At 63.9% G+C, this 4,824-nt stretch carries 5 protein-coding genes and 1 pseudogene; 1 reads left to right on the forward strand and 5 read right to left on the reverse strand.

Annotated features, from left to right (window positions below; translation table 11 throughout):
* On the reverse strand, nucleotides 1-1,953 hold a 1,953-nt coding region (locus tag O2807_11915; GenBank protein ID MDA1001204.1), incomplete at its 3' end, for an acetate--CoA ligase family protein.
* A 229-nt stretch (nucleotides 1,954-2,182) separates the two neighbouring features.
* On the opposite strand from O2807_11915, the gene O2807_11920 reads away from it, so the two are divergent.
* On the forward strand, nucleotides 2,183-2,446 hold the full coding sequence (locus O2807_11920) for a hypothetical protein (GenBank protein MDA1001205.1): 264 nt from the start codon (nucleotides 2,183-2,185) through the stop codon (nucleotides 2,444-2,446).
* Nucleotides 2,447-2,470: 24 nt separating this feature from the next.
* Here the strand turns inward: O2807_11920 and O2807_11925 are convergent, their stop codons facing one another.
* The 4 genes and pseudogenes from O2807_11925 to O2807_11940 all read right to left on the reverse strand — a co-directional run bounded on the left by O2807_11925 (nucleotide 2,471) and on the right by O2807_11940 (nucleotide 4,581).
* Entirely contained in the window at nucleotides 2,471-2,701 is a 231-nt protein-coding gene (locus O2807_11925) for a DUF427 domain-containing protein (GenBank protein ID MDA1001206.1), read from the reverse strand.
* A 216-nt stretch (nucleotides 2,702-2,917) separates the two neighbouring features.
* Nucleotides 2,918-3,190: pseudogene (locus O2807_11930) on the reverse strand (DUF427 domain-containing protein).
* Between the two features lie 120 nt (nucleotides 3,191-3,310).
* A complete protein-coding gene (locus O2807_11935) occupies nucleotides 3,311-3,976 on the reverse strand; it encodes an MOSC domain-containing protein (protein ID MDA1001207.1) in 666 nt (221 codons plus the stop codon).
* On the reverse strand, nucleotides 3,973-4,581 hold the full coding sequence (locus tag O2807_11940) for a pyridoxamine 5'-phosphate oxidase family protein (protein ID MDA1001208.1): 609 nt from the start codon (nucleotides 4,579-4,581) through the stop codon (nucleotides 3,973-3,975). The genes O2807_11935 and O2807_11940 overlap by 4 nt, the downstream gene beginning before the upstream one ends.
* Between the last annotated feature and the right edge of the window lie 243 nt (nucleotides 4,582-4,824).

Genomic DNA, 4,824 nt, shown 5'->3' on the forward strand with positions numbered 1-4,824 from the left:
CGGCGGGCGGCCCCGAAATGCGCCGAACAAGCCGGCGCCCCGCAGCTCCCCGAGCATACGCGCTCCCTCGTCCGCATCGAACGGGGGAAGCCGCCGGGCAAGATCGTTCAGCACCTCGACCAGCACACCCCCGATCCCCGCCGTCACGCAAGGGCCGAAGGCCGGATCGTGGGTCACGCCCGCAAGAAGTTCCACCCCGCCGCTCACCATCTGCTGAACGAGAAGCCGGGCGCCCGGCACGCGGGCGAGCATATCCTGGGCGGCGCGCCGAATCTCCTCCCCGCCGGAAAGACCCACCGCCACCCCGCCGGCCTCGGTCTTGTGGACCACCTCTGCGGAGAGCACCTTGAGGGCCACCGGCGCGCCCATCTCCTCCCCGGCGCGGGCGGCCGCCTCGGGCGAGTCTGCGATCACCTCGCGGGGGCGGGAGAGCCCGTACAGATCGGCGAGCGCCTGACAGGCCTCGGGCGGAAGGGCGCCGTCCGGCCCCGCTCCCGCATTTTTCAGAATCTCCCGGGCCTGCGCTCTCCGCCCCTCGTCCCCTGAAGAGCGGCCGGCTTTCCCGCTGCGCTCCCGCACTTCGCCGAACCGGCGATGGGCCGCCAGCGCATCCACCGCGCGGACGATATCTTCAAACACCGGAATTCCATTCTGCCGAAGCGAATCGATCGGCCCGCGGGGGCCCGTCAGCCAGCACAGGGCGAGCGGCTTCTCGCTCCGCTCGAAAAGATCGCGCAGCAGCGCCGCCATCTCCTCGCCCACGTGGTGGTAGACGCCCATCACCAGGCAGACGGCGTCAATGCCCGGATCGGCGAGCACCGCATCGCCCGCCGCCGTGAGCGCACCCCCGTCCTTGCGGCTCACCATCAGCGAAACCAGATCGACCGGATTGACCACCGCGGCGTACTCCGAGAGCGCCTCCCGCAGCTTCCGCTGCGTGACACCCGCCAGCGGCGGCACCGAAAAGCCCGCGTTCTGGGCCCTATCGGCCGCCATCGAGCCCGCACCGCCCGAGAAACTCAAGATGCCGAGCCGCGTGCCCCCGCCCTTGCCGGAGGCGGCGAGAAATTCCACCGTCTCGACCAGCCCATCGAACGAATCGCACACCTCGATCCCGAACTGGCGGGCAAAGGCGTCGAACACATCGGTCGGGGTGGTCATCGCCGCCGTGTGGCTCATCGCCGCCTGGGCGCCGGCCGCAGTCGAGCCGCCGCGAAGCAGGACGATCGGCTTTCCGACCTCGAGCGCGCGCTCAGCGGCGGCCCGGAGGCGCGGCCCGTCCTTGATGGATTCGAGATAGGCGCAGATGACGCGGGTGTCCGGATCGTCGAGGAGATAATCCACGCAGGCGGGAAAATCCACGTCCGACTCGTTCCCCAGGCTCACCATGGCGCTGAGGCCCGAGCCCCTGTCCTGGAAGGCCGAGATCATGCAGGCCCCCAGCGCCCCGCTCTGGGTCACGATGGCGACCGGGCCGGGCCGGAGCGGATTGTCGTCGCGGATCGCGATGGTGAAAGTCGCCATGAGCTTCGAGCGAACATGGACGATGCCCATGCAGTTGGGCCCGAGGATGCGCATACCCGATTCCCTTGCGAGGCGGACCAACTCCGCCTCAAGGGCCGCGCCCTCCTCTCCCACCTCCCGGAAGCCCGAGGTCATGATCGCCACCGTCGGCACCTTCCGCTCCGCGCACTGGCGTAGGGCGGGGAGCACCCCATCGCGCGGCACGTTTATCAGGACGAAGTCCGGGGTTTCCGGCAGGGAGGCCACATCGGGATAGCATTTGAGACCGCCGATTTCATCGCGATTGGGATTGATCGGATAAATCGGACCCTCGAAGCCGTATGCCAGGTGAAGATAGATCGGCCTTCCGCCCAGGCGCTGAAGATCGGAGGAAGCGCCCACCACCGCGATGGATTTCGGCGAAAAAAGCTTCTCCAGATTCCGGCGCAAGTCGCCCTCCCTTCAGGCTGCATGACGCAAATATCCCGATATATGTTTCTTTTTATCCCATCTCACGCGGCAAAAGGAAGCCCAAAAAAACTGTTTGATTCTTCACCCGATCCATGTTGGGATAAAAGCTCGTTCCGCGCGCTTGCGCACCCGCCCCACGAGCCGGCCACAGCCTACCGATTCCCACTCTCGCTACCTGTGGCTTTCTCTTCGAGACGAGGACTCCCGCATGCTGAACGTTACCGAAAATGCCGGCGCCGCACTTCATCAGATGCTCACCGAATCGGAAGCCGCCGATGACGTTGCCGTCCGCTTTCTCGTCGTCGACGAAAAACTCGAGGTTCGCCTCGACAGCGAAAGACCGGGGGATTCGGCCTTCGCCCACGAGGAGCGGACGGTCCTTATCATCGATCCGGAACTTTCGGAACTGCTGGTGGACAAGACACTCGACGTGCAGCAGACAGCGGAGGGGCTGCAGCTTTCGCTCTCCTGATCCGCCGCGGAAGTTTTCGCCGTATCAGAAATTCTTTCGATCCGGATCCACCAGCTTGCCATCCACATAGATCGCGTCCATCCGTTCGTTGTAAAAGCAAAAGTAGCCGCGGATCGGTTCGGCCTCGGGATTGGGCGCCGCATAGCTCCAGACGACATTCTCGTAGCTCTTGCCGCCCGCCTGCGCCGACCAGTAGCCGGCCCGCCCCTTGTAGGTGCAGATCGTCTGGTGATCGGTCGGCGTCAGCCGTTCCATCCGGACATCTTCCTTCGGGATGTAGTAGCGGGTGCGCGCGCCCGTCTCGAAGAGAAACCGCGCCCGCCGCGTTTCCGCCAGTGTCTCTCCGCCCAGAACGACGCGGACCTCCCGGCTGCTGTTCAGGATATCTATCCGCGAGTAGGGATCGTGCGGGTGGCCGAAGATTTCATCGTCCTCCTCCAGCCAGTGGTCGGCTTTATCCCAGTAGAAGGCGAGATAGCCCTCGATCCCGGCCACTTCATCGTAGGGCGTTTCGTAGCTCCAGACGGCGTTTTCGGCTGTCCGGCCCCGGACAGTGAGCGTCCAGTAGGACGCATGGCCCTTGAAGGGTCAGTAGGTGTCGTGATCGGTTTTCGAGAGCAGGTCCATCCGGACATCTTCCCGCGGAAAATAATAAACCGGAACATGATGGGTTTCGCGCATGAGCATCGCCCGCGTGCTGTCCGCGATGGTCTCGCCCCCGGCCTGAACCCGGACCCGCTTCATGGTCGGGAGGAACTGCACGAAATAATCCGGGGCCTCCACGAAACCCGGCGCCTTGTTTCCGCTCGTTTCTGGTGATGAAGACATCTGCCTTCCTCCTTTTCCGGCTCTGCCGCCTGGGTCCTACCTGGGAACGGATTCGCCGCCGGGCATACCGAGAATTTTTTCGAAAGAGCCGCGCCAGCCCGGCGCGAGGGCCGGAATGCGAAGCGCCCGGGCGGCCCCCGCCTCTTTTTCCGCATCAAAATAAAGAAGCCGGTGCACCTCCTCCACCGTCATCCGCTCGGGGCCTTCCTTCACGCGCTCCACGGAATCGCCGGCCCGGACCTCGCCCTCTTCGAGAACGCGCAGGTAGTAGCCCACGCGGTTGCTCTCCATGAATCTCTTCACAAAAGGCGAGAGGCCCAGCCGAAGCTCTAGCTTGTAGCAGGGCACCCGCGGCTGACTCACCTCCAGAAGAGCATCCCCGATGCGGAAAACATCTCCCACATGAACAGCACTCTCCCGCATTCCCTCGAGGGTGAAGTTCTCCCCAAAACTCCCCGGGGAGAGATCATCGTGCTCCAGTTCCCTTTTCCAGAATTCGTAGTTCTCCCAGGGATAGGCATAGACCGCTTTGTGTTCGCCGCCGTGGGCCTTCAGATCGGCCTGGCCGTCCCCCGCCAGATTCAGCCGGCCCAGCCAGACGTTTCCGCCCACCGGCTCCTTGAAGATGCCGGTGGCGATCATCTTGTCCTGATAGGCGACGGTCCGGGGTTTTCCGACATTCACTGAAATGAGACACATCATCTCCCCTCCCGGAGCCTGCGAACTTCCGCTTCCAGCGCGGCGATGCGTTCGCGGTATTCCTCGATGACCGGCGCGATTTCTGCTTCGGTATAGCGCGGCACGATGTGCGCCGGACAATTCATGCGCCACGCCTCGATGTGAAACACAAAGGCGCGCTCGGGACGTGCCCCGTAGGCGGGATCCGCCACCTTATCGAGAAGGGCGGGATCGTCCTCCACAACCCCGGCGGAACCCCAAATCTTCAGGCGGCGGCGATTGGGGTAGTCCATGAGAAACAGATAGGCCTTGCCGTTCTCAGCCAGATTGCCGAGGGAGATGTATTGCCGGTTCCCGCGGAAGTCAGCGAAGGCCAGCGTCCGCAAATCCATCACCCGGATGAACCCCCGGGGGCCGCCCCGGTGTTGAATGTAGGGACGGCCCCCGGCGCTTGCCGTGCCGAGGTAGAGCGAGTCCCTTTCAGAGATGAATTCGATGATGTTCGGCTCCAGATCCTGCTGCCACTCGTCATTCTCTTCCATGCGCGCATAGGCCGGGCGCGAGCCCAGCTTCTCCTGCGCCTTTTTCACCGCAGGCGTAAAAGCAATGTCACTGACGAAGTGCTTCATTCCTGCCTCCCCGCGAATCCCGGCTGAAGAGGATATTATGCCCCATTCTGCGGCCGGCATCTTCCGGCCGACAAAAAAAGGGCGGGGAGTTGAACTCCCCGCCCTTTAACTGGACCCGATTCCAGGCCTCAGATTGTCTGTCAGGTATTAGGCAACCACCTTGGAGGGGGTGCGCTCGGTGGCGTTCTCTTCGCCCTCTTCCATGCTGGTAGCTGCCAGCTGAAGCGGGGAGATGCCGCGCTC

The organism is bacterium (assembly GCA_027622355.1).
Classification (GTDB): Bacteria; UBA8248; UBA8248; order UBA8248; family UBA8248; genus JAQBZT01.